Origin of the sequence: Lacibacter luteus (assembly GCF_004118265.1) — a bacterium.
GTDB classification, from domain to species: domain Bacteria; phylum Bacteroidota; class Bacteroidia; order Chitinophagales; family Chitinophagaceae; genus Lacibacter; species Lacibacter luteus.
Genome location: NZ_SDHW01000004.1, coordinates 364825 through 389399 on the forward strand (window position 1 = coordinate 364825; position 24575 = coordinate 389399).

Here is a 24575-nt window from a genome sequence, read left to right on the forward strand (position 1 = left end):
TCTGTTATTTTAAACAAACAGTAAGCGTTGGCTTAACCTGTCAGGTCTGTTTACGACAAACGATTACTCTTCATTCTGCAGTCATCGTATTATTTAATATTCGGATTAAGTTGCTTTTCCTTACGCACTTTTTCCCAATACTTTTTATGCACGAAGAGCATGCCGAAACTTTCACCATCTTCTTTGTCTAAATGCTTATGGTGCATTTTATGTGCCCAGCGGATAGCCCGCACATAGGTACTATTCCACCTGCTGAAAACTTTAAAGCGTTGGTGTATGATGATATCGTGCACAATAAAATAAGCAGCGCCGTACATAGCTATGCCTGCACCAATACTTACTACCCAATATACCTGGTACATTAAACCCAGCATAATGCACAACCAGCTTGGTATAGCAAAGATGAGAAAGAATGCATCGTTCTTTTCGAAGAAACGGCCACGTGGCTGATGATGATCTTCGTGCAGGTACCACAAAAACCCATGCATCACAAACTTATGTGTAAGCCAGGTAATGCCTTCCATTGTAAAGAACACAGCAAATGCCAGTAAAATGTAGATCAACAAACTCATAATACAGTGCGTAAGATTAAAAAGAACATGAACTGGATCAATAACAAATTTACTGCGAATTGGTTTTGTTTATTAAAAGATAAAAGCCGGAATAACAACAGCAGCAGCAAACTCACTCCAAACCAGGAAGCATAGTTGAGTAATGGAATTGAACCATCGCCCAGCCATTGCCAGTAACCCAGCCTAACGGCCACAGGTTCCATGAGCCAATCGAAAAAAGTAGCCAGCAAAGCGCTGTCGACAATCACAGCAATAAAACCAACATTGCTGCGGGCCGGCTGATCTTTTTCTTTCAGTTTATTCCAGAAATAATTAAGCATCTGCTGTATGGTAATGCCGCAACAATACATCAGAATAAACCAGTTAACACCTATTACCAACGGCACATTTTTCCATTGTGCGCCCATTGCAGGCAGATACCGGTAATACCCAAACAACAACTGATGATTTACGCCGAGATATTCAACAGCATAACCCACCGCATAACAAACAAACAAAAAAACAAAAAACCAAACATTCTTTTGCTGCTGGGTGTAAATGAGTAACGCAGCACTCAGCAAAAGATTCATGGGTGTAAGCGAAGCAAACAACTGCACATCGTAAAACAAAATACCACACAAGCCAACACAATGAAACAGTACGGCTATAGCAGTAGCGATTTGTTGTTTACTGTATTGTTGCAACATTAATGAGCTTTCTGTTTTTGTTGATCTTTCTGAATAAGTTCGACAGCAATTTTTGCGCTCTTGAAGCAAAGCGGAATACCGCCTCCGGGATGTACACTGCCGCCGCAGAAATACAACCCTTCAATTTTCCTGGTAAAATTTGGATGACGGAGAAATGCAGCCATTTTACTATTGCTGCTTGTGCCATACAACGAACCCATGAACGAACCTGTACGTTCTTCAATACGGATCGGGTCGAGATATTCTTCTGTTTCAATGGCCGATGCAATATCGGTTTGCAATACGCTGCTGAGTTTAGCAATTACAACCTGCTTTAACTGTTCACGCAACTTTTCCCAGTTTTGTCCAACATTTGAAGGTGCATTGATCAGCAGAAACCAGTTTTCTTTTCCATTAGGTGCAAGGCCTTCTTCCATTTTGGAGGTAATGTTTACATACACCGTAGGATCGTTATACAAACGATGCTGCTGAAACAATGATTGAAATTCCGCTGCATAATTTTTACTGAAGAAAATATTATGCAACTGCAGTTGCGGAAACTCCCTGTTCATGCCCCAGTAAAAGATCAGTCCACTGCAGCTGCGTTCTTGCTTCTCTACTTTTTTTGTTTCAACAGGATCGTTGAGTAATTGCTTGTAGGTAAAATAAACATCTGCATTACTTACAACAACATCAGCAAAGATGTTTTCATTCTTCACCACAACACCTCTTGCTTTTCCTTCGTGATGAATAATGCGATCAGCAGGTGAATTGTAATGAATATGTACGCCTTTCTTTTCTGCCAGCTTAACCAATGCATGGGTAATGCTGATCATACCTCCCTTCGGATAATAGGTTCCTTCGTTCAATTCCAGATGCGGAATTAAACTCATCATGCCCGGCGTTTGGTAAGGATTACTGCCATTGTATGTTGCAAAACGATCAAAGATCTGTACTGCTTCTGCTGTGCGGAACGAAGATTGATTGATCCCGTGCAAGCTGCCCAGCAAATGTGGTAAACGTACGGTTTGCAACGCTTTCAGTACCGGCTTTTGCAACCAGGTACTTCTTTTTTGCAATGAATGATTTAAGAATAACTCACCGATATTGTTATACAATGTTGCACTCTTGCTTAAGTAATTGAGTACATTGTTTTTTTCTTCGCCAAGTTGTGTGTGCAGCTCATCGGCCAGTTGTTTGGCGTTCGTAAACGCCTGTACACGTTTTCCGTTTTCAAAAAAATAGTTACAGGAAACAGCAACCTTTTCATATTGAAAATAGGCTTCAATGGGTTCGCCTGCAAAAGCAAATAATTCTTCGAGGTTTTGTGGCTGCGTAAATAAGGAAGGACCTGCATCAAACACAAACCCATCTTTTTCAAAATAAGAAAGCTTACCACCGGCATAGCTATTCCGTTCAAACACATCAACATGATAACCCAGTGTTGCCAAACGGATAGCTGCTGCTAAACCGGCAACACCACTGCCAATTACCACTGCTTTATGCTGCTGCATAAGTTGGGTTGTTTTGTTGCAACCATTCTTCTAAAAGGGGAAGTGCAATTTTAAACCACTCGGTATAACTGCCGGCATTCTGTGCAATTTCATCTTTAATAACTGCTATGGATTTGTAACACACAGCACTTACTTCATCTGCATTTAAATGCATTGCAGCTTCGTATTCGCCTACAAAAACATGATCAAACTCATGTTCAGTTAAGCCATTATCAAATTCGGCTTTATAGGTAAAATGAAATGCTTTGTGAATGTTGGTAGTAAAGCCCAACTCCTCCTGCAACCGACGTAAGGCAGCAGCTTTCGTTTCTTCGCCCGGCATTGGATGACTGCAGCAGGCATTGGTCCATAACGATGGGCTGTGGTATTTCGTTGCTGCTCTTTTCTGCAGCAACATCTCACCCTGTTTATTAAAAAGGAATACGCTGAATGCACGGTGTAGTAACGCTTTTTCGTGTGCTTCCATTTTTTCCATGGAACCGATCGCTTCATCCAGCTCGTTTACGAGAATAACTTCGTGCATCAATCAAAAATAAAGCATTATTGGTTACAGGATGTTGAAGTGACTGCGTACACCTGCTCTTAATAAAATCATGATCTTGTAATAATCGGAAATACGCACCCGCTGTTGCAGGATAACTGTTGGCCGCAACTTTTTTATTTTGGCAAATAATGAGAGATAATATTTGTAAGCTACATACACTCCAAAACGGGCTTTGGGAGGCAGTTGCATAATGCCTTTGAATGCGGCATCAAAATCTTTCTGAATATCGGTTTCAATTTCCTGTTTTTGCCTGTCGGTAAAATTGCAGAAATCCAAACCGGGAAAATAAGTACGGTCGAGTTGGTTGTAATCGGCTTTTACATCACGCAAAAAATTTACTTTCTGAAAAGCAGCACCCAGCGATTGTGCAGCCGACTTCAACTGGTCGTATCGCTTTTGATCGCCTTCTACAAAAACATACAAACACATTAAACCAACTACTTCGGCACTGCCATAAATGTATTCGTTATACCCTTCGTTGCTGTATTGCTTTTTTTCAAGATCCATTTCCATGCTGTTAAAAAAGGCATGAATGAGTGCATGATCGATCCTGTATTGATTAACGGTTAATTGAAAACTGTGCAGGATTGGATTTAAGCTGATGCCACGTTCAATTGCTTCAAATGTTTCTTTACGAAACTCAGCGATCAATGTTGCTTTATCGTGTTCATGAAATGTATCAACAATTTCATCGGCAAAACGAACCAGGCCGTAAATATTATAGATCGGTTTGCGCAGATCGGGATGCAGCAAACGGATAGCCGACGAAAAAGAAGTACTGTACCGCTCTGTGGTGATGCGGCTGCTCTGCTGGCATACTTCATGAAAAATATTCATCATAAGCGCTCGGTTGTTTGAACAGATTTTGAATAATGTTGATTAATTAAAGATGCTACCACTTCGCCACTGATAAGGCTCGGCGGCACACCCGGCCCCGGCACTGTAAGCTGACCGGTATAATATAAATTCTCAACTTTCCGGCTACGGCATCCCGGTTTTAAAACAGCTGTTTGCAACAACGTGTTGGCTAAACCGTATGCATTACCACGAAACGCATTGTAATCATCTACGAAATTGCTTACCGAATACGATTTCTTATAAACAACAGAATCTGCAATTGGTTCACCAATGCGTTGTTCAAAACGTTGAACAATCTGTTGAAAATATTTTTCACGTAACTCTTCTGTATCGCCTTGTAAACCTGCAGCAACAGGTATCAGAAAAAATAAATTTTCGCAACCTTCCGGTGCCCCCGAAGCATCGGTTCTGGTTGTTGCACTTACATAAAACAACGGATCGGTTGGCCATTGCGGATCGTTATAAATTTCTTTACCATGCCTGTTAAAATCGGTATCGAAGAATAAACTGTGATGCGTAAGCTGAGGCAGCTGTTTGTTCAACCCCACATAATAAAGCAGGCAGGAAGGCGCCATTACACGATTGCTCCAGTAACCTTCCGAATACGATTGATCGTGATGATGGAGGAGTTTTGTTTCGGTGAAATGATAATCGGCTCCGCTAACTACAACTTCCGCTTCCAGGTATTCATCATTTACTACAACACCTGTTGCCCTGCCATGAAGCGTTTTAATTTCTTCTACATTGCTGTTAAACCGAAACTCTACGCCCAACGCTACTGCAAGACTGTGCATAGCTTTCACAACTTCGTACATACCACCAACCGGAAACCATGTGCCAAGTTTTACATCAGCATAATTCATTAAGCTGTAAAGCGCAGGAATTTTTTCGGGCAGTGCACCTAAAAACAAAACAGGAAATTCCATCAGCTCACGCAAACGGCTATCGGCAAAATGCTTCCGTACATGTTTCTTCATTGATGTAAACACATCAAGTCTGAAGACGCCTTTCAATAATGCTTTGTCTGCAAATTCGGAGAGCGACAACCCCGGTTTGTACACCAGTTTGTTAATACCTGTTTCGTATTTGTAAGCTGCTTCTTTTATAAATAGATCAAGCTGCTTACCGCTGCCGGGTTCTAATGTTTCAAACAAATGTTTTAATGCAGTGTAATCGGCAGGTATATCGGTTGTTTCATTTTTATAGTAAATACGGTACGATGGATCGAGCCGCTTCAGTTCGTAATAGTCGTTTGCTTTTTTTTCAAACTGATTAAAGTAACGTTCAAACACATCGGGCATCCAGTACCAGCTTGGTCCCATATCAAATGTAAATCCATCTATTTTCAGTTGTCTTGCTCTGCCACCCGGTTGATCATGCTTTTCCAATACAGTAACATGCCATCCTGCTTTTGCAAGAAAAGATGCTGCCGACATACCGGCAAAGCCACTGCCAATAACAATTGCTTTTTTAGCCAAATGACGAAGGTTTAGTTTCTGCTGATCTGTTCTTTCAACAATTTACGGGCAAAATGGATACGGCTTTTAATTGTTCCCAATGGCTCATTAAGCACATGGGCTATTTCATGGTACTTGAAGCCTTCAAAATAAAGCGTAAAAGGCTGTTTGAAAATTTCGGGCAATTCGTAAACCGCTTTTTTAATTTCTTTCAGTTGCAGGTTGGCCTCAGCCTCGTTGGCAACAGTTACCTGCTGGTAATCGAGTAGAAATTCGTTGGGTGTAAAATCGAAAATTGTTTGTTGCTTGGCCCTGCGACGATAGTTATTAATAAAAATATTACGCATAATGGTGTACAACCATGCTTTGATGTTTGTACCTACATTGTACTTTTCTCTGTTGGCTAATGCCCTGAACATGGTTTCCTGCAGCAAGTCTTTTGCAGTTTCGTTATCTCTCGTCAACGTAAAAGCAAACGGCTTCAGAAAATCTGTATTTGTCAAAAGCATTTGGTTGAATTCTACTGTCGACATAATATCTGTTTAATTATCGTACACCTAAAGTTAAACAGAAATGAAGGAGGAAAGCAAATTTTTGTTTAATTTTTTTGTCAAATTATTAAACATTACTCCGAAACAGCAAAAAAAATCCCCCGTAAAACGGGGGATCCTTTATTTGAATATCTTTTCTTTTATGGAAGTTGCCTGATAAAGTCGTTTACTTCGTCAAACGATTTCAGCACTCTAATATTCGACGGCAGTGCTTTCTTTTCAAATGCCTTCAGTAATGTACCCGACATAAGTATTTGCTGATAAGGGAATTTGTTCTTTACCTGTTGCAGAAATTTATCGAAGTTAAATTCTTTAATTACTGTAGTTAGATGTGTGTAAATGAAATTAGGTTTCAGGTTTTCAACCACAAACTCCAGATCTTTCATTGGAACATTTGCACCAAGATAAATGACTTTAAACCCTCTTGCCTTTAAGATGTAGTGCAGGAAGAGCAAGCCTACTTCGTGGTGTTCATTTTCCGGCAGGAACAACAGTATTTTACTTTTATGAATTGCAATCCCGTTTATTCCGTTAATACCCACAATAAGTTTTTGACGGATAACATTTGTGGTAAGATGCTCCTGTGCAGGATTGATGTGATCGGTTAACCAGAGAATGCCAATTCGCTCAAGAAAAGGAAAAAGTATCTGTGAAATTGTTCGCTCAACTCCTAACGCCTTGATCTGATCCTCGATCAATTCTTCAAACGCATCCATTTCAAGATCGGCCATGTACTGGATCAGCTCATTTATTACACGCTCCTGTTGTGCTTCATTGTTGGTAAGTGTAAGTGTTTTTGCCCGCAACTCCTCTTCGCTCATACGATCGATGTGCGAAATTTTGAAACCGTACTTGTTAAGCAAAGAAATATTCAGCAGCATTTTCAATTCATGACCGCTGTAGTAACGGATATTAGTAGCCGTACGCTGAGGTTTCAGAAACGAATAGCGCTGTTCCCAAATGCGTATAGTATGGGCTTTGATACCGCTGAGGTTTTCAAGATCCTTAATTGTAAACTTATTCATTGTTTATACGCTTCGGCAACTATTACAAAAAAGACCAAAAAAGGTTTACCAATTACTGAAATTCTTAGCTGTAGTGAATTAAGTAAGCTGCTTACCGGATAAAAGTTGCCGGTAAAAAGCAGAAAGTTCTGCAAGCTCGGTTGTATGCGAAAATTGTGAAGAAGCTGTTTGTTGTGCGGCATTAGCCATTTGAGCAGCAGTTGCCGGTTGCTGTAATAATAACTGTACATGTATTGCAAGTTCGGCGGCTGTATGCCCGAGCAAACCTGTTTGCCCGTGATGAACAAGTTCTGCAACACCTCCAACATTTGTTGCTACTACCGGTTTGCCGGCGGCCATTGCTTCCATAACAGAAACAGGCGTTCCTTCATTAAGCGATGTAAGCATTACAAGATCTAAGCCTGCAAATACAATATCCATATCTGTTCGCCATGATGTAAAAACAAAGGGCGCAGGGTTGGTTTGTGCGTCACTAGAAGTACAATAACTGCTCCCCTGCTGCAAAATATATTCCTGCAGCGCTTGTTTTTCTGCACCATCACCAATAATAAAAAAACGAATAGCGGGCAGATTGCTTTGGTTGCGAAGAAGTGTAACAGCAGTATCAATAAACAAACGATGTTGCTTAATTGGTACAAGCCGGCCAACAATACCAATTGCCTTTGTTGATGCTGTTAGATGAAATTCTTTTTTGAAAGCGTTTCTTTTTTCAGCATGCACATCTTTAAAGAAAGCAGTATCAATACCGAGCCTTACCAGTTTTATTTTTTCTGCTGATGCGATGCGGTAAGTATAAACCAGCTCCTGTTTAAGTATGTTGCTGATGGCAATAATTGCAGTTGAATACCCCGCCAGCCATCTTTCGATCTGTATAATACGATTGGAAATAAAACGGGAGAAATACGAATGAAACACATGCCCATGAAATGTATGCACAATTACAGGCACCTTGCAGTTATGTGCAGCAACCCTGCCTAACACACCTGGCTTTGTACCATGTGTATGTACAATTTGCGGATTAAAATCGTTGATGACTTTTTTGAGTTGACGATAAGCCCTCCAGTCAACAGCAGGCAAAACAGAACGGCGAAGCAATTCTATTTTTTTAAAGTGAAATCCTTTGTACTGATCAAGCAGATAATCGGCAGGTTGTTCATCGGCATTTGGTTCGCCGGCAACAACCAATACATCAAAAGAAGTACTCAATCCTTCGGCCATACAAAATGTATTTAAAGCCGGACCACCGGTTGCAAGCCTGTTAAGAATAATGAGTACTCTTGGTTTGTGCAAAAAGAAAAATTAAAGACGGGTGTTTAAAATAGTATTCAGCTGCATAACTGTTTGCAGTTCTTGCATGATCTGCGGATGTTGCATTGCTTCAAGATGACGTTGATGATGCAGATCGGTACCGATGAGGTCAACCAGCTTTTCCTGCACTAAAAAATGAGCAGCATCCTGTACGCTCTTTCCATAATAGCCAATCAATGAAAGCAGGTTTACCTGCAACAGACATCCCTGATCTTTAAAGCGATGATAGATGTCTTTTTTTGAATGATAGAAATTATAACGTTCGGGATGTGCCAGCACCGGCTGATAACCTTGTACAATCAGTTCGAACAATACTTCATTTAAATCGGCTGGTGGTTGCATAAACGAAATTTCAACCAACACATAATTCTGGTGAAGTGTAAGCAGTTGCTCTTTGTTTTTTAACCGGTCAGCAAAAGTATCGTCAATAAAATATTCAGCTGCTGCCCGCACTTCCACATCAATTCCTTCCTGTTGCAGTTGCTGCATTAATACTGTATACGCTGACTTAATAGTTTCGGGTGTGTTCGGATAAAGATCGGGATAAGCATGCGGAGTAGTAATAAACTTACGATAGCCCAGCTGCATCATTTTTTTAATGTAGCTCACCGAAGTAGCAGCATCGGGCGAGCCATCGTCAATACCCGGTAACAGGTGCGAATGCATATCTACGCCCAATGCGCTGTAATCAATAGTTACAGCTATTGGCTCTTCTTTCTTCTTCTTAAATAATCCAAACATACTACTACTTACCTCTTACTTCGCAATACGTACTTATTGTTCTTATTCCTTCTTCTTTGGATTTTCATCCTTGTACCCTGGTTTTTCTTCCTTGCCTCTTGTACCTTAAAAAGGCAACGACTTCACTTCTTCGTACACACGTTCAATGCCTTCACGCAAACCGATCTTTGCTTTCCAGCCCCGGCTTTCCAGTTTTGATACATCAAGCAACTTGCGAGGTGTACCATCGGGCTTTGATGTATTGAATTGAAGTTCGCCCTCGTATCCAACAATCTCTTTTATTAACTCAGCCAATTCTTTGATGGATACATCATCACCCACTCCAATATTCAACCAATCCGTTCCATCGTAATCCTGCATTAAAAAGAAACAGGCATCTGCCAGATCATCCACATGCAAAAACTCACGGCGTGGCGTACCCGAACCCCAAATTTCAACTGCAGGTTGTTGTGTACGTTTTGCAACGATCATCTTCCGCAGTAACGCAGGTAATACATGCGAATTTTGCAGATCGTAATTATCATTCGGGCCATAAAGATTTGTTGGCATTGCCGAAATAAAATTGCAACCATACTGCGCACGGTAGGCATCGCACATTTTTAAGCCTGCAATTTTTGCAATGGCATAAGGCTCGTTGGTTGGCTCCAATATACCTGTAAGCAGATAGTCTTCTTTAATGGGTTGCTCGGCAAATTTTGGATAGATGCAGGATGAGCCCAAAAACAACAACTTGGTTACACTATGTTTATATGCAGAGTGAATAACATTGTTCTGGATCATCAGATTCTCATACAAAAAATCTGCACGATATGTATTGTTTGCAACGATACCACCCACCTTTGCTGCTGCTACAAAAACGTAATCAGGTTTATGCTCTTTGAAAAAAGTATCAACAGCTTCCTGGCTGCGTAAATCGAGTTCGGCCGATGTACGGAGCAGGAGATTTTCAAATCCTTCGGCCTGCAGCTTACGCACAATAGCAGAGCCCACCATTCCTCTGTGCCCTGCTACATATATTTTATCTTTCTTCTCCATTACTCAAATTGATTTTTGATCTTATAACCGCTTTCGTGCAACAGCTTTTCTTTCTTGAAGATCTCTACATCTGCTGCTACCATTTCTTTCACCAATCCGTTCAGATCATACTTCGGTTTCCAGCCGAGTTTTGTATTTGCTTTTGTTGGGTCGCCGATCAACAGATCAACTTCTGTGGGACGGAAATAACGTGGATCAACTGCCACCACTTCGGTACCAACAGCAAGTGGATGATCAGGATTTGAACTGCTTGTTACAAAACCCTTTTCATCGATGCCTTCACCTTTAAACTCTACTTCAACACCAACTTCTGCAAAAGCCATACGTACAAAATCACGTACAGGTGTGGTAACACCGGTTGCAATTACAAAGTCTTCTGCTTTTTCCTGCTGTAACATCAGCCACATTGCTTCTACATAATCTTTTGCATGACCCCAGTCACGTTTTGCATCAAGATTACCCAGCCACAATTTATCCTGCATACCCAATGCAATTTTTGCAACAGCACGGGTGATCTTTCTTGTTACAAATGTTTCACCACGCAAAGGCGATTCGTGGTTGAAGAGAATACCGTTACATGCATACATGTTATAGGCTTCACGATAGTTAACGGTGATCCAGAAGCCGTACATTTTTGCAACGGCATAAGGCGAACGTGGATAGAACGGTGTGCGTTCGCTTTGCGGAACCTCTTGTACTAATCCATACAATTCAGAAGTAGAAGCCTGGTAGATTCTTGTTTTCTCCGTTAAGCCAAGTAAACGTACTGCTTCGAGAATACGCAGTGTGCCGATTGCATCGGTATTGGCAGTATACTCAGGTGTATCAAAACTCACCTTTACATGACTCATTGCACCGAGGTTATAAATTTCATCGGGCTGCACTTCCTGGATAATGCGGATGAGGTTGGTGCTGTCTGTAAGATCGCCATAATGTAATACAAAATGACGGTTATTGATATGCGGATCTTCGTACAGGTGATCAATACGATCGGTATTAAACAACGAAGTACGACGTTTGATACCATGTACTTCATATCCTTTCTTTAACAACAGATCGGATAGATAAGCTCCGTCCTGTCCGGTAACACCTGTAATTAATGCTTTTTTCATTGTAGTGATCGGTTTATGCTATGCAGTAGTACTACTGCTGTTTTACTGTTTAAAAATCTTCTCTGCCGCTTGTCCTTCTTACCTCTAAATCATATATCCTAAATCCAACATCAGACATCCTTCATCATTTCTTCTTCTTCCCAAACTCCCAAACCTTTACAAAATACCTCGCATAAAGACGGAGATAATTTGATGGCAATTGGTGATCTTTTAAAATCTGTTTGATTTCTTTATTGATCCGGAGTGTGCTGCTAAGGCCATTGGTGCTTTTTCCTCCCATATTCATCTTCACCAGCATTTCAGGAATATAGAGTGCATAAAGTTTATGCTTACGCAAAAAGCGGAGCAGCAGATCGAAATCGGCTGCAATTTGCATATCTGTGCGGTAGTAACCAAATTCTTCAAAAAAACGGCGGTAACAGAAAAAAGTAGGATGGGCCGGCATAAAGCCCCAGGTGAAGAGTTTGGTTTTAAAAATAGCCGAGGAATAGTAACGTACAATTTTGTCATCTTCGCCATTACGAACAAAACCAACATCGCCATACACTGCTTCCACTTCGGTGTTTGCCCGGAAACGTTCTGCAATTTTTTCAATTACAAGATCATTACTAAACTCATCATCGGCATGTAAAATACCTACCACATCACCACTGGCCATACGAATGCCTTTATTCAATGCATCGTACATGCCGTTGTCTTTTTCAGAAACAACAGCGTGCACACGATCTTTATACTGATGGATAATATCGACGGTGCCATCTTTCGATGCGCCATCAACAATAATATATTCGATGTTATTATACGACTGACCCAACACGGAAAGAATAGCCCGTTCAATTGTTGCAGCCCTGTTATATACAACGGTAATGATGGAAACCTTCATGAAACTTGAAACACACGTTCTTTAATAAATACAGCAGGGTTACCGCTGTTGATCGTATAGGATTGTAATTCGTTACGTACAACAGATCCTGCAGTTACCACTGCATGCGACCGGCAAATTACACCCGGGCAAACAATTGCTTTTGCTCCAATCCAAACACCATCTTCCAACACAATTGGTTTGACAATTAGATCGAACGTACTTTTTTTATAATCGTGATTACCTGTTAAAAGATAAGCAGCTTGTGATAAACAAACATCATTGCCGATTGTTACGGATGTAAGATTATCGATCCATACATGCTCTCCAATCCAACAATGATCGCCAATTGATAAATACCAGGGGTATTTTATTTGCACACCCGGCTTAATTATTACACCCTTACCAATTTTTGCGCCAAACAAACGAAGCAGCCGCACACGCACAGATGAAAGCGGATTCCAATTGCACTGCACAAACAAAACACTGGTGAGTAACCATAGCAGACGAACAACAGCCGGTCTGCCTGGTTTGTACCAATCGTTATTATATGCTGCAAGATTTGTTTTCATTATACAAACTTAGTTAAACAACGAATGATAAGCTGCACGCAGAGTTGCTGCATCGGTTTTAGCAGAGAGATAGGATTGTGTTGCTTTTGCACTTACTTCAAAATCCTGACTGTTCATTGCTGCAAACGCCGTTATCGCTTTTTGCAACCCTTCAACCAAATTACCTGGTTCAATTGCAAAACCACAGTTTGCATGTTCCAGGTCACCAAACGGAGTGGTGGTGCTGGTAATAACAGGCTTGCCTGCACTTAGCGCTTCCATAATAGCATGCCCGAAATTCTCACTCTTACTCGGCATAATAAAAACCTGGAATTGTTGCATAGCTTCCTGCAACTGTGTGGGTGGTAACTCGCCCTTGTATTTAACTTTAATGGTTGATGGGAGTAGATCAATCAACGCCTTACATTCATTCCAATAAGCAGCATCCTTTACCGGACCAAAAATAAACCATGTAACAGTTGCCGTACTTTTTTGCAAAGCCTGCAATACAGCCAAATGATTTTTCATTGGACTGATCAATGCAACAGTGCCAAGCACCAATTCATTTTCGGCTTTACCAGGTCCGCCGATAACAGGTAACAGGTTAGGAAAATTAGCTGCAGTTTTTACCTGCACATTGCTCCCCATCGCAGATTGAATAAAAGCTGCTTCACGTTCATCGGTTGCATGCCAACACACCTGTTGATGTAGCCCAAGCAATTTAAACAAAAACAAAAAAGGCTTTTTCTTGATGCTTTTTTGTGAAAGCGCACCGCCATGTAACATGCCCCTTGCGGCTAATACTATTTTTAAACTTGCTTTCTTCGCTTTGTATTTTACTGCATACCAAAGTGGAAGGAAATTAAAGTACAGCGAATAGATGCCGTTGATATAAACTACATCGGGAGAAACTTCCTTAATCAGTTTCAACAGTTCAACTCTTGCACTCCAGCCATATTGCCAATAATAAATTTTTGCTTTGTTTTCCCAGGCAGTCCACTCATTTGCTTTGATGCCTTGTAGTAGTGTAGTTTCCCCACGTTCATGCGGCTTGCATACAACAAACACTTCATATGCATCATGCAATTCACGAACAAGATTAACCAACGACTGTGTTGGTCCACCAGCTTTATAAGAAGGGTAAAAATGATCGTAAAAAATAAGGATACGTTGTTTCAAAAAAACAGTCCAGCTTTTAAATTTGTTTAAATTCTTCTTCTCAGCCTTAAGCTTAACCTTAAACTCAATCTTTTATAACTTCAACCGCAAAAACCGATCGCCTGCCCAATAGCAGAACCAGACAAACATTAGCCCTTTCAACAAAGAATTCACACACATCAGAACATCGGTTTCAGTTTGTACCGCATTCAAAAATAAGATCGGCAGCCACAAAAGAATAGTAGGTCTCGTTTTGCCAATAAAGAGCAATAAGGTAATAATCAAAGCAAAGAAAAGGCCGTAAAAGAACATAAATGCAATGCCGCCACCTACATCAAAATTTCCGTAAGCCTCTCCAAACGGACTAATGTTCATACTATACCCTTCGATAATAAAGCCGGTAAACCGCTCCATATTCTTTTTACCTCCCGAAATAGGTTTATCGGGCCATAAAATGCGGGGAACAAAAGAAGCTGCCAGGCTGGTAAATATTGTTTCGCCTTCGGCAAACGGCGCTCGGGCCGGAACATGATCCATCACTTTACCAATGATCATTCCCTGGTTAGCCCTGTTAACAATGGGAAACAAACTGGTCCAGTCAAAAAACTGTTCGGGTTCGGTAATACGGTTTGTTAATAAAGAAAAATATAATCCGGCTCCGCCTTCGCCGGCTCCTTTCCATACAATATCACGATAATCAGATTTTACACTTTGCACTAACAACACAAAAACAATTCCTAAAAAAGCGATGCTGTATTTCAAGAATGTGCCAATTCGTTTACCTAATAAAACAAGCATAGTACCTAATGCCATAATGTAAACTAATTCGCCAAACATACCTGTAAAAAGCGACTTGGAAAAAATGACAAAAAAAGCTAAGCCCAGGTAAAGTTTTTTGCTCTTGTAATCAGAGAAGTAGATATAGAGAACCCCTACATACAATAATTTCTCAAACAGGTACACTACGTAACCGAGATCTCCCGGAACGAATATGGTTAAAAAGCCTGCTACAAAACCCACGATAATAAACAACAGCCCGATATTACCTTTTCCCTGCAAATGCTGTTTAGCCCGTTGAATAGTTTGATAGATTCGCTCCTGGTACGATCGTTGCAAAAGGCCGGGCAGCTTGATACCGGCAATAAGTGCAAGAATTGCCGGAAACATAAACCCGTAATAACGATCGGCACTAACCGACATATCATACTTTAATGCAATGATCAATGCATTATCGTTATACACATGAAACACTACGATCGGCATCAGCATACATTGCAGGAGTGCAATCAAGATAAGTATGTCAAGTGGATTATACGACTTGCCGATATCGTTAATAAAATTGAGTAGAAAAAAAATAAACAGACCGATACCAGCCAGTTCATCAAACCGGAACGTTGCATCCATGCTCATTAACAACGGCACCAAAAAAGCGATCAGCGTTACAATGATTTTCGATAAGTTCATACCTCTTTTTCTAAAGCTTCGGCAATTGATTGAATACGAAACTTACTGACTACAGCCCGGATTTCTGCGGGGTCAAACTTTGTATAAAGCACTTTTTTCATACCCTGCAAGAGGGAAGCAGTATTTCCTGCCTCAAAGATAAATCCGTTTTTTTCCTGCCCAACAATATCTGTTGCACAACCGCACTTATTACTTACAAGTACTGCCCGATCGCAAGCCAAAGCTTCGTTTACACTTAGCCCCCAGGTTTCGCCCGGGCCTTTTGAAGGCAATACAAACACATTTGCCAGTCGATATACAACAGGCATCTGTTGCTGATTTTGAAAACCAAGAAATAGAATCCGTTTATCAGATCCGGCTTTTTGCTTCAATGTTTCTTCGAGCACACCGTTACCAACAAAAATCAAGCGGGTATTTTTTTCATTCAGCTGCTGAAACGCTTCGAGCAACAGCAGCGGATCTTTTTTGGGTTCCAGTTTACCTGCAAACAGAAATACTTTTTCTTCATGGCCAATACCCAACGCATTCCTCCATTGAGCAGCCGCAACTTCATGCCGACCATCAATGTCATAAAAGCGCTCGTTTTCTATAGCATGTGCTGCATAAGCGAGCTGTTGTTCTTTTAACCCGTATTTCTGGTAGTACTTTTTGTTTGCTTCCCCTGTGTATAAAGCAACATCCACATGCCGGTAAATCCAGGTAAGAAAAACAGCACGGAGTATTTTTTTTACTGAAAGTCCTGGAATTTCATCAAGCAAATTTGAATCGCCACGAAAAATAATTTTCCTTTTACCTCCATAATACCGCAATACACGAAGATGACTTTTAAAACTCCAGCCAAATACAAGCAATGCATCCGGGTTGTAACGATCGATGCGTTCAATTAAGTCCCGGTTATCGATCCCCTTGTAACTTCCGGCAGTCGGGTGTTTCGAAATATTCTCGACAAATTCTTTTTCATATCCTTCAAGCAATGGAATATCCCACTTGAACGATTGTTTAAAATCGGGATCATATACAAAGCCTTGCTCTGTTTGCCCCCAGGTATAAAAAACCTTTAGATCAATGATACCTCGTTCGGTTAGTAACCGAAATAACGGTGCATTATACTGTATTGGGTGCGATGTAACAATTGCCAGCTTCTTTTTTATCTGCATCTCTATCAACTGTAAACTACAAACTCATAACTTTTTTCTCAATCGCCTCGGCTACCGCCTCAAGCGAAAATCCTTTTATAAACTCCAATGCGTTCTTTCCCATTGCAACAGCTGTGGTTTTGTCTGCAAATGCTTCCAGTGAATGCTTTAGAGATTCCTCATTGCCCGACTGAAAAACAAAACCATTTTCTCCGGATCGTATAATATCAGGAGCACATCCACAACAATCACTTACAATTGCAGCCCTTCCACAAGCCATAGCCTCGTTCACTCCCAAACCCCATGTTTCACTGTTGCTGGATAATACAAATACATCTCCCATACGGTAAACCCAGGGCATTTCACTTTGATTGCGGAACGGCTGAAAAAGAATACGCACGTCATCTGCTGCCAATTGCCGCAATTGGTCTTCCTGTTCGCCATTTCCTGTTAACAGCAACCTGTATTGTTCGCCTTGCAATTGTTTAAATGAACGGATAAGCAGATCAAGCTGCTTTAATGCATAAAACTTGCCTGCATATAAAAAAACAATTGCCTCATCCGGGATGCCGATTTTTTTTCGCTCTTCAATTGCTTTTGCTTCCATTGCCTCAGCATTGATGCAAAAACGAGCATTATCTACAGCATGATAAGCAGTGATCAGTTCTGCATTTTGCTGACTATAATGCTGCATATAATTTTTGTTATGCGTACCCACCACAAACCCGGCATCAACATTTCGGTACACAAACTTCAGCACAACGTCTTTTATTCTTTCCCTGAACCCTTTTCCTTTTTGCAGCAGATGCGAATCGCCCCGAAAAAAAAGGGCCGGCTTTTTTCCCAATCGTTGCATCAGGAAAAAATGACTCCACACGCTCCATCGGTACACCAACACCGCATCGGGCTTTTCGTTTTTAAGCAGATGATACAACTGCGGATTTACAACTCCCCAAAACCTGTTTGAATCTGGCTTATTGGAAGTGTTTTTTACAAACACACTTTCATATCCTTCAAGCAAAGGAATATCCCAGTTCCGTTCAATACCAAACCTTGCGTCATACACCGTTTCCTTCGACTGTCCCCAGGTATAAAACACCTTTACGGCAATACGTTTACGCTCGTTAAGTAAACAAAACAAAGGCGCATTGTACTGAATAGGATGGGTGGTTATGATAGCAAGTTTTTTCAAGTCAATGTTTGATCAAGCACCAATTTTTGTATTTGCTGTAAAAGCACGGGATCTGTTTTTTGTGAGGGGTCGAACTTTCCTTCAAAAAATCGTCTATTTACTTCATCCGGCCTGATAGAAGGATGCCATTCTTCGGGATGCATCAGTACAATGCCATCACTTAAAAAGCCTCCCCAAAAACTAAAGGTGCTGCTTATAGATAACAAGCATACCTTACTTCGGCTCATCAAAAGAATATCGAGTATATCGGCTTTCGCAACGCTCATCTGCACTGCAGGCAAGGCAAGTAATTCGGCAATTTCTCCCGCATGTGCATCTGTAAATACCGTAACAGGCAATACAGAACCGCATGCATTTCTGATTGCTGTAATACTATCAATAAAAAAAGAGAGAGGAGTAAGTGTTGACCCGAGTTTGAAATCGCCTCTACGCACATGCACTGCTATCGTGGGTGCAGCTAATTGATTTAATTGCTCCGTTAACGAGGGTTGCAGCATTGCATACAACGCCTCTTTAACTTCTGTACGGTAAGGCTTGATCTGTTCAAAATAATCTTTACTTGTTATCACTTCCCGAAAACAATACAAAACAGGTTGCTGTTCATCCTCCAAAACAACCGGCTCATTTACTTTTCTTGCTTTTTGACGATAGAAGAACAAGCGGACACGTTTCATCCAACTGTCTTCATGGAAATAACCCAGGTATAAACGTTTTTGCTTTTCATTTCTTATCCATGAGCCGAAATGAATGCCCCACCATGCTCCGCAAAACAATTCCAGTTGATGTTTTTGTGCAAAGGCAAATGCTTTTGCCCAGATGAGTAATTTATTTCCCAGGCCTGTATCGGGGAAAGAGGCGTAAACTTTTTGTATTGACTTAGTTTCCATGTACGGCATCTAATAACCTGGCCAAAACTGCTGTAACCGATTTTGCCGAATACAACTCAAAAGCTGTTTGATCAATTGCATTGGCATTAAAATTTTGTTGAAACGCTCTGAACTGGTTGAACAACGAAACAAAACCTGTCGGTACCTGATCAAGCCCTTCTTCACCATTAAAAGCAAGTACAAGTCCGGCTCCTGATTTACGCAATACATCAACAGCGGTACTGGCACTATGCAATACGGCAAGAATTGGCTTTTTACTCAACACACCCTGGTAAGTTTTTGAAGGCGTGTAGTGTGGCTCTGTACTGCCCAATATAAATACAGCATCTGCAGCTTCAAGATGGATCAATACATCCAGGTAAGGAATTCGTTTAGGATACTCAAAAACCACCGATTGCCATAAACCATAACGTTCTGCTATTGGTTTGATGTTGTAGCCCTGCGGATCGTTGGGTGTTTTTCCTGTTCCGATAAAATGAAACTCCACATCGGCAAACAACTCCTTATTGGCAGAAACAGTTTTAAAAATTTCTTCAAGCGGAGCATACGCTTTTGGCAACATGGCTCCTGCATACACAAACTGTAATTTGTTGTTTGCTTCAAACAAATACGGTTTTAAATTTAACTGCTTCAGCCCTGCATGATCTGCTGCTTCACCACCATAAGGCATGGCACCAAATACACAACGCTGTTTAAGATGAGGATTTCGCTCGATCACTCCTTGATAATAACCCTCAGCAACACCTGTAATTAAAGCTGCATTTTTTACAGCTTTTGGTTCAAGCCACTTTGCAAGCTTTGTGCTGAACCAATGACGGGAAAAGAGTTGATCGGAACCGGGAAACACATGCACCCATGGATCAATATAATCAATACCATACTTTACACCTGTTTTACGGTGCAGATAAGGACCAATCAACGACACATAAAAAGAAGGAATGGGGATGTATACAAAATCTATTTTTTCTTTTTGCACAAGCTCAAGCGCCCGTTTACGCAATTGAAAAAAAGCACGCAACCCAATATCGCCAACAATTCTTGGCTTGGTTACTTTGTAAGCTGCTGTTTTTTCAATCTGTTGGTCAGAAGGTAAAAGTTTATGCAGGTTCCAATCCAATTCTTCTTCATAATAATCTTCATGTACGGTAAGCAGTACCGGCTTCCATCCAAACAATGGCAAATGCTGTGCAAATAAACGGCTGCGATGCACTGCTGCAAGATTGCTGGGTGGATAATGCGGTGTGATAATAAGAATTTTTTTCATGAGATACGGCTGATGAATACAGATAACAGTTTGGCATTAGCATCCATATCAGGTATAGATGCAATGAGTTCCTTTACATTACGGCCTGCTTTTTCAAAACATTCCCCATCAGTAGATAGCTGAAGAATCGCATTTGCCATTTCGGTTGGTGTTTCTGCAACAGCTGGACTTCCATTATGCCACACATATCCACGGCATCCGATGGTTGTTGTAATAACCGGTATTCCCCAGCCAAACGCTTTTGCAAGTTTTGTACTTACACCTCTTGAATAATAAAATACAGGATTTAAGAAGTAAGTCCAGCTGCTAACTTCTCTCTGCAATGTATCGTTATCCATATAACCGAGATAACTTACAAAGGGATAGCTTGCTGCCAGTTGCTCTCCAACAGATATAGGTGCTCCTACTATTCTCAGATTGATCTTTTCTCTGGCAGGTAATAATGCAATCGCTTTACACACTTCGTCGATGCCATAAAAATTAGGGGCATGACTCAGATCGCCGATAAAACCAACAAATCCTTCAATTGGTTTTCGCTCCACGAACTGTGTTGTTACCGTTCGGGATACCATCAGCACTTGCTTTGCACCTAGCCAGTTTTCCAAAGCCTCTTCAACAGGAGAAACAGTTAATACTGCATCGAGAGTCTGCTGACGAAACAATGCTTCTCTCTTCAACATAAGACCAAGTGCATACGACGAAAACGATGTTCTAAAAAAAGAAGTCCGTCCTTGAAAACGGGTAGCCTCATGCAAATAATCACCCGACTCATTACCATGCGAACACAAAATTACTTTCACTTTATTGCCAAATGCGGCTTTAATAACTGCGGCAAAAGGTGCAGTATTGCTCAGATTTAAAAAAACAACTTCTACATTACGCTTACGGATTTCATCGGCAAGTTGTTCAGCGTATTGCTCAGGCTGGTAATCGTTATAAACATTTAGTCCAAATCTTACCCTTAAGCGATACGCAAAGGAAATATTATAGCATACTTTAAACACTTCTACATCATACAACTTCTTGATCAGCTCAAGATATTCTTCTGTACATACTCTTACGCCTCCTTCCTTTTTGGAAGCATCAAAATAAATTTCATTCGAAACAAAAAGTGCACATGGTTTCATAAATACCCAATTAAACAGCAGGTTTTATAACCTGTTGTAAACAAAATCAACATAAGGAATAAAACGGCAGTTGATAAGATGTAATACAAATGCTTTACGCATGTTGCGTGCATTACGATGAAAAGGCAACATTAGGGTAAAATAATATCGCAAGCGGTATAACGTAGATGTCACCCATTTTTTTTGATTGGCATTTAACCAGTACTCTGGCACTAATGCATAATTAAATCGAAAGTCCAGCTCGGTTACTGCTTGTTCTTTAAAAGCAACTTCGTTTATTAAGCCCTGATCATATGGTCCCCAGATGGTAAACCCTTCATTTGTTGTATGAGGTGCTCCACCCATTGTTACCGGCAAATCAAATACTCGGTCAAGAAGATATCGTTTGTTTTTACCAACAAGCAAAACTCCTGTATTACCATTGAATCTTACAAAAGGTGCATCGGTAACTCCTTTCATCGGGTCTTGTGCCATTAAAAAACTATCTGTTCCCCCTTTAGGAAAAGCCGGTGCATTTTTCGAAAACAAAATATCATCATCCAGTATCAGGTACTCATCATAACCTGGAAAATGTATGGGCACTAAGCACTTATTAAAATGTGGAGGTCGTTCATACCCATACTTTTTCAGCAAATTTTCTTTTAGCAAAACAGCTTTATACCCATGCCGCTCACACCAACAAACAAACCGTGGCCAGGTAATATCCGTTAAGCGTTTTCTATCGCCAACAGAAACCATTACACAAATGATGTTTCGTTGCACTTCTTTACTTCGTAAATAAATTCAAATAATGTGCTGCCACAACCGGCACATCGAACTGTACCTCTGCAACTGTTCTGCACTGTTCTCTGTTTATAGAAGAAATTTTCCCAACCGCTGCAATCATTTCCTCTTTAGTTTTTACAACAAAACCGGTAACGCCTTCTTGTACTACTTCCGGCACCGATCCGCTGCCAAAACCGATCACCGGTGTGCCACATGCCATTGCTTCAATCATTACCATGCCAAAAGGTTCATTCCACTCAATAGGAAATAAAAATGCTTTTGCCTGCCCGAGATAATGATTTTTCTGTTCATCATTCACAGGTCCAACAAACTGTATTTGCTTACCATCAATTAATGGTTCTATCTCCTGCTCAAAATAAACACGTTCATCTGCCAGTGGCGATACATTTCCCGCAAGAATCAAACGATGCCCCGTTGCTTTTGCAACAGCAATCGCCGTATGTGCTCCTTTTATCCGTTCGATACGACCTAAGAACATCAAGGGCGCATCACTTGGCACGGTTGGCTGCACAGTATATTGCTGAAAAGGAATGGCATTATAAACAGCCTCCCAACGGCCACCTGCTTCCACCCGGCTGATGAGGTTTTTGCTGCAACCCGTGTACACAAGATTTCGGTTAGGCAGTTTATTCATGAGTTGAATATTCCGGCTGCTGATTTCACGACCATAGGTCATGATTTTTTTGATCGGGTGATTGAGGATCGGCAGCAAATAAGCAAGCCTTCCAAAATTGTGTACAAGATCAAATTTGTTACGATGTTGCCAGAGAAATTTCCATGCAACAGGAATTGCCTTTCGTGCATCCCACTTCTTTGGAGGAAATCCTTCACTACCAAACGGATGTACAGTACAACCTTCAACCACCGAACCTGTAGTAACAAGCAAATGCACTTCATGTCCAAGACGGGTATACTCTTTGGCGAACATATAAACAAGGCGTTCATGACCACCATAACCTTTTGGCGGAACAAGAATACCCGGATCCATAACAATTAAAATTTTCATGCAGTAAGGGGCTTATAAAATCTATTGCGCAAATATATTCTTGAAGGCTTTTCAATCAACTCATAACAGATAACAGATACCAGCATCAATAAAAGCAAATAGATATAGAAAAATGCTGTAGCAGACAGCTTGGTTTTTAAATCGAAGGTTTGTGTAAGTAACCGGAACACGGGCACTTGCAAAATGTAAATACCATAACTGATCTCACCCAGGTATTCGGGTACCCGTTTACAAAAGCCGTTGAACAACTGATGCCTGTTCATCGCCACAATAAAAATAAACAGCAGGAACACCGGTGCAGGTAACCCATCATGATAAACCTGGCTGAACAGTTTATTCCCTGTAAACATCAGGTACAACAGCACAAAAGAAGCAACCAGAAAAATACGTTCCAGATATACTTGCTTTGTCACAAGCCAATCATGCCTCTCTTTATACAGCATGCCGCCAAGTATGCCCACAAGGAAAGTTGACAGATGAAATAAGGGATGATACAAAACAGAAGCAGTATAATCCCGGGCCAGCACAATAAACAATGTCTGCATAGCAGCCCAGAATAATGCAACCACTATCACCCGCTGTTTAAACGGCAACAACTTCAATGCCCTGAATACAAAAGGGAAAAGCAGATAGAAAAAGATTTCTACCGATAACGACCATCCGGGATAGTTATATACCAGTGCATATTTCTCTGTCCACGATTGAACAAGAAAAACCGATAACAATACACGGTGAAAGTCCAGTGAAAAATCAAACGGCCGTATACTGCGGATAAGCGCCAGTACCGCCAGCAACGCAAACAGGTACAGCGGATAAATGCGTGCAAAGCGATTGAAGTAAAAACGTTTCAGATCAATTTTGTCTGCCGCATTAATGGCTAAAATAAATCCCGACAGCACAAAGAAGTAACTTACCAATACATTCAGGAAGATCGTAAACCGGTCGATGCCATTTACCGAAAACGGGAACACATCCTTACTGAAATGAAAAATAACAATGGCGATCGCAGCCAGAAATCGTGTAAACGTAAGCTGCCTGATCATCTATCTACCACCCTCTTAAAAAACAGCAATTCAAATTCTTTCATAAATCTATTGTAAGTAAAGCGCCGCAATCACATCTGTGTACATCTTTCACATCTGCGTATTCTGTGATTCCATTTCTTCTTTGCAAGCAAAGCGCCGCAACCCTCTGTGCTCCCTGTGAACCCTGTGTGAATCCAATTGCCAGCCCAGCGCCGCAATCAAATCCGTGTACATCTTTCACATCTGCGTATTCTGTGATTCCATTTCTTCTTTGCAAGCAAAGCGCCGCAACCCTCTGTGCTCCCTGTGAACCCTGTGCGAATCCAATTGCCAGCCCAGCGCCGCAATCAAATCTGTATACATCTTTCACATCTGCGTATTCTGTGATTCCATTTCTTCTTTGCAAGCAAAGCGCCGCAATCTTTCCTCTTACTTCGTATTACTCTGTGCCTTTGTGCCTCCGTGGTTCAAACCTTTCTCAGCGTAGCGCCGCAATCAAATCCGTGTACATCTTTCACATCTGCGTATTCCCTGTCTGACCGCTGGGCAGGTGTGATTCCATTTCTTCTTTGCAAGCAAAGCGCCGCAATCTTTCCGCTTACTTCGTGTTACTCTGTGCCTTTGTGCCTCCGTGGTTCAAACCTTTCCAGGCGTAGCACCGCAACTCCAATCATACATCAGCCATGACTTCCCTATACAACCTCTTGTACATCTCCCCCACCTCCTCAAAACTCT

General features: G+C 41.1%; 24 protein-coding genes. All 24 read right to left on the reverse strand.

Features of this window, described 5'->3' with window-relative positions:
- Positions 1-89: 89 nt before the first annotated feature.
- Positions 90-572, reverse strand: coding sequence for a sterol desaturase family protein (locus tag ESA94_RS14940; RefSeq protein ID WP_129131731.1), 483 nt, complete (start codon positions 570-572; stop codon positions 90-92).
- On the reverse strand, positions 569-1258 hold the full coding sequence (locus ESA94_RS14945) for a carotenoid biosynthesis protein (protein ID WP_129131732.1): 690 nt from the start codon (positions 1256-1258) through the stop codon (positions 569-571). Before ESA94_RS14945 ends, ESA94_RS14940 begins: the two co-directional genes overlap by 4 nt.
- The gene (gene crtD, locus ESA94_RS14950) at positions 1258-2751 is read right to left on the reverse strand and encodes a 1-hydroxycarotenoid 3,4-desaturase CrtD (protein WP_129131733.1); all 1494 of its coding nucleotides are present in this window, start codon (positions 2749-2751) and stop codon (positions 1258-1260) included. The genes ESA94_RS14945 and crtD overlap by 1 nt, the downstream gene beginning before the upstream one ends.
- On the reverse strand, positions 2738-3274 hold the full coding sequence (gene idi, locus ESA94_RS14955) for an isopentenyl-diphosphate Delta-isomerase (RefSeq protein ID WP_129131734.1): 537 nt from the start codon (positions 3272-3274) through the stop codon (positions 2738-2740). The genes crtD and idi overlap by 14 nt, the downstream gene beginning before the upstream one ends.
- Positions 3275-3298: 24 nt before the next feature.
- Positions 3299-4135 carry a phytoene/squalene synthase family protein gene (locus ESA94_RS14960; protein ID WP_129131735.1) on the reverse strand — a complete coding sequence of 279 codons (837 nt, stop codon included), beginning with the start codon at positions 4133-4135 and terminating at the stop codon, positions 3299-3301.
- On the reverse strand, positions 4132-5631 hold the full coding sequence (locus tag ESA94_RS14965) for a phytoene desaturase family protein (protein ID WP_129131736.1): 1500 nt from the start codon (positions 5629-5631) through the stop codon (positions 4132-4134). The genes ESA94_RS14960 and ESA94_RS14965 overlap by 4 nt, the downstream gene beginning before the upstream one ends.
- Positions 5632-5642: 11 nt before the next feature.
- Positions 5643-6143, reverse strand: coding sequence for an RNA polymerase sigma factor (locus ESA94_RS14970; protein ID WP_129131737.1), 501 nt, complete (start codon positions 6141-6143; stop codon positions 5643-5645).
- Positions 6144-6301: 158 nt separating this feature from the next.
- Positions 6302-7186 carry a MerR family transcriptional regulator gene (locus ESA94_RS14975; protein ID WP_129131738.1) on the reverse strand — a complete coding sequence of 295 codons (885 nt, stop codon included), beginning with the start codon at positions 7184-7186 and terminating at the stop codon, positions 6302-6304.
- Between the two features lie 78 nt (positions 7187-7264).
- Positions 7265-8476: a glycosyltransferase gene (locus tag ESA94_RS14980; protein ID WP_129131739.1), complete on the reverse strand. Its 1212-nt coding sequence runs from the start codon at positions 8474-8476 to the stop codon at positions 7265-7267.
- A gap of 9 nt (positions 8477-8485) precedes the next feature.
- Complete coding sequence (locus ESA94_RS14985; protein ID WP_129131740.1) at positions 8486-9235, reverse strand: tyrosine-protein phosphatase; 750 nt, start codon at positions 9233-9235, stop codon at positions 8486-8488.
- 105 nt (positions 9236-9340) lie between these two features.
- Positions 9341-10270 carry a GDP-L-fucose synthase gene (gene fcl / locus ESA94_RS14990; protein ID WP_129131741.1) on the reverse strand — a complete coding sequence of 310 codons (930 nt, stop codon included), beginning with the start codon at positions 10268-10270 and terminating at the stop codon, positions 9341-9343.
- The gene (gmd, locus tag ESA94_RS14995) at positions 10270-11382 is read right to left on the reverse strand and encodes a GDP-mannose 4,6-dehydratase (RefSeq protein WP_129131742.1); all 1113 of its coding nucleotides are present in this window, start codon (positions 11380-11382) and stop codon (positions 10270-10272) included. The genes fcl and gmd overlap by 1 nt, the downstream gene beginning before the upstream one ends.
- A 124-nt stretch (positions 11383-11506) precedes the next feature.
- Positions 11507-12265 (reverse strand): glycosyltransferase family 2 protein, encoded by a 759-nt coding sequence (locus ESA94_RS15000; protein WP_129131743.1) that lies wholly within the window; start codon positions 12263-12265, stop codon positions 11507-11509.
- Positions 12262-12816 (reverse strand): WcaF family extracellular polysaccharide biosynthesis acetyltransferase, encoded by a 555-nt coding sequence (locus ESA94_RS15005; protein ID WP_205755989.1) that lies wholly within the window; start codon positions 12814-12816, stop codon positions 12262-12264. The genes ESA94_RS15000 and ESA94_RS15005 overlap by 4 nt, the downstream gene beginning before the upstream one ends.
- 9 nt (positions 12817-12825) lie before the next feature.
- The gene (locus ESA94_RS15010) at positions 12826-13974 is read right to left on the reverse strand and encodes a glycosyltransferase family 4 protein (protein WP_129131745.1); all 1149 of its coding nucleotides are present in this window, start codon (positions 13972-13974) and stop codon (positions 12826-12828) included.
- A 72-nt stretch (positions 13975-14046) separates the two neighbouring features.
- Positions 14047-15417: a hypothetical protein gene (locus tag ESA94_RS15015; protein WP_129131746.1), complete on the reverse strand. Its 1371-nt coding sequence runs from the start codon at positions 15415-15417 to the stop codon at positions 14047-14049.
- A complete protein-coding gene (locus tag ESA94_RS15020; RefSeq protein WP_129131747.1) occupies positions 15414-16574 on the reverse strand; it encodes a glycosyltransferase family 4 protein in 1161 nt (386 codons plus the stop codon). The genes ESA94_RS15015 and ESA94_RS15020 overlap by 4 nt, the downstream gene beginning before the upstream one ends.
- Before the next feature lie 16 nt (positions 16575-16590).
- A complete protein-coding gene (locus ESA94_RS15025; protein WP_129131748.1) occupies positions 16591-17745 on the reverse strand; it encodes a glycosyltransferase family 4 protein in 1155 nt (384 codons plus the stop codon).
- Positions 17742-18632 carry an O-fucosyltransferase family protein gene (locus ESA94_RS15030; RefSeq protein WP_129131749.1) on the reverse strand — a complete coding sequence of 297 codons (891 nt, stop codon included), beginning with the start codon at positions 18630-18632 and terminating at the stop codon, positions 17742-17744. Before ESA94_RS15030 ends, ESA94_RS15025 begins: the two co-directional genes overlap by 4 nt.
- Entirely contained in the window at positions 18622-19896 is a 1275-nt protein-coding gene (locus ESA94_RS15035; RefSeq protein WP_129131750.1) for a glycosyltransferase family protein, read from the reverse strand. The genes ESA94_RS15030 and ESA94_RS15035 overlap by 11 nt, the downstream gene beginning before the upstream one ends.
- Positions 19893-21023 (reverse strand): glycosyltransferase, encoded by a 1131-nt coding sequence (locus ESA94_RS15040; RefSeq protein WP_129131751.1) that lies wholly within the window; start codon positions 21021-21023, stop codon positions 19893-19895. Before ESA94_RS15040 ends, ESA94_RS15035 begins: the two co-directional genes overlap by 4 nt.
- A gap of 24 nt (positions 21024-21047) precedes the next feature.
- Positions 21048-21605, reverse strand: a complete 558-nt coding sequence (locus ESA94_RS15045; RefSeq protein WP_129131752.1) for a hypothetical protein — start codon at positions 21603-21605, stop codon at positions 21048-21050.
- 184 nt (positions 21606-21789) lie between these two features.
- Positions 21790-22815 carry a glycosyltransferase family 4 protein gene (locus ESA94_RS15050; RefSeq protein ID WP_129131753.1) on the reverse strand — a complete coding sequence of 342 codons (1026 nt, stop codon included), beginning with the start codon at positions 22813-22815 and terminating at the stop codon, positions 21790-21792.
- Positions 22812-23858 (reverse strand): acyltransferase family protein, encoded by a 1047-nt coding sequence (locus ESA94_RS15055; protein WP_129131754.1) that lies wholly within the window; start codon positions 23856-23858, stop codon positions 22812-22814. The genes ESA94_RS15050 and ESA94_RS15055 overlap by 4 nt, the downstream gene beginning before the upstream one ends.
- Positions 23859-24575: the final 717 nt, after the last annotated feature.